This window comes from Thermobifida cellulosilytica TB100 (assembly GCF_001517975.1).
In the GTDB taxonomy this organism is placed as follows: domain Bacteria; phylum Actinomycetota; class Actinomycetes; order Streptosporangiales; family Streptosporangiaceae; genus Thermobifida; species Thermobifida cellulosilytica.
The window spans coordinates 3,361-5,050 of sequence record NZ_KQ950193.1 but is presented as its reverse complement, the minus strand read 5'-3'; the positions used below and the strand labels follow the sequence as shown (position 1 = coordinate 5,050).

The following is a 1,690-nucleotide window of genomic DNA, read 5'->3' as shown; positions in this document are numbered from 1 at the left end:
CCAGGATCTCCAGCAGCCACTCGTCGATCTTGGTGCTCATGTTCGCTTCTTCTTCCTGTGTCGGATACGCCGTGCGCGGCGGTCAGGCCCGGATGATCGCCAGGACCTCGTCGCGCAGCTTGGCCATGGACTCGGCGTCGGGGGCCTCGACGTTGAGCCGCAGCAGCGGCTCGGTGTTGGAGGCCCGCAGGTTGAACCAGCTTCCCGAGGCGAGGGTCACGGTCAGCCCGTCGAGGTGGTCCACGCTCTCCACGTCCTCCCGGCCGGCGAAGGCCGCCTCCACCGCGGCGGTGCGCTCGGCCTGGTCGGCGACCTCGGAGTTGATCTCGCCGGAGGCCGCGTAGCGGCTGTACTCGGCGGTGATCTCCGACAGCGGCCGGGTGTCGGAGCCGAGGACCCGCAGCACGTGCATCGCGGCGAGCATGCCGGTGTCGGCCTTCCAGAAGTCCCGGAAGTAGTAGTGCGCCGAGTGCTCGCCGCCGAAGACCGCCCCCGTCTCAGCCATGGTGGCCTTGATGAAGGAGTGGCCGACGCGGGTGCGCACCGGCACCCCGCCGTGCTCCGCCACGATCTCGGGCACGGCCCGGGAGGTGATGAGGTTGTGGATGATCGTGGCGCCCGGCTCCTTGGCGAGCTCCTGCACCGCGACCAGCGCGGTGATCGCCGACGGCGAGACGGGTTCGCCGCGCTCGTCCACGACGAAGCAGCGGTCGGCGTCGCCGTCGAACGCCAGCCCGATGTCGGCGCCGGTCTCGCGGACCCTGGCCTGTAGGTCGACGATGTTCTCGGGGTCCATCGGGTTGGCCGGGTGGTTGGGGAAGGTGCCGTCCAGCTCGAAGTAGAGGGGGTCGATGTCCAGCGGCAGGGCGTCCAGCAACTGGTCGCCCAGGACGGCGGGCACGGTGTGGCCGCCCATCCCGTTGCCCGCGTCCACCACGACCCTGAGCCTGCGGATGCCCGACAGGTCCACCAGCGAGCGCAGGTGGGCGGCGTAGTCGGCGAGCAGGTCGCGTTCGACGACGGTCCCGGCGGGGCCGTCGTGGTCGGGGACGCCCCGCTCCACGAGCTCGCGGATCTGGGCCAGCCCGGAGTCGGCGCCGATCGGCGCGGCCCCGGCACGGCACATCTTGATCCCGTTGTACTGGGCGGGGTTGTGGCTGGCGGTGAACATGGCCCCGGGGATGCCGAGCTTGCCCGAGGCGAAGTAGAGCAGGTCGGTCGAGCCGAGGCCCGCCATGATCACGTTGCGTCCCTGGGCGCTGGCGCCTTCGGCGAACGCCGCGGCCAGCTCGGGGGACGAGGGGCGCATGTCGTAGGCGACGACGATCTCGTCACCGTCGACGACGTGCGCGAACGCCGCCCCCACTGCCCGCGCGACGTCCGCGTCGAGCGTGTCGGGGAAGACGCCCCGGATGTCGTATGCCTTGAAGATCTGACCGAGGTCACCCACAGCAGCTCCGGAGGTGTCGATATGCGGCCGATGGTCAATGGCGCGGACCCGGCGGGTCCGCAGGGTCAAACGTACAAGACTCCGGTTTCGCGCTGAGTGACCGCGGCGGTACCCCGACCGCGGCCCTGTCGTAGGATCTTCTGATCGGCTTCTCTGTTCCCGATCTCCAGCCGTGCGGGGCTCAAACGTCACGGCGGGGCCGACGGGGCGTGCGCGGGCCGGGCTGCTCCTCGGGGCGGG

General features: G+C 70.8%; 1 protein-coding gene. It reads right to left on the bottom strand.

What is annotated here, in order from left to right; translation table 11 throughout:
• Nucleotides 1–82: 82 nt before the first annotated feature.
• Nucleotides 83–1,450: a phosphomannomutase/phosphoglucomutase gene (locus AC529_RS19235; RefSeq protein WP_068758752.1), complete on the bottom strand. Its 1,368-nt coding sequence runs from the start codon at nt 1,448–1,450 to the stop codon at nt 83–85.
• Nucleotides 1,451–1,690: the final 240 nt, after the last annotated feature.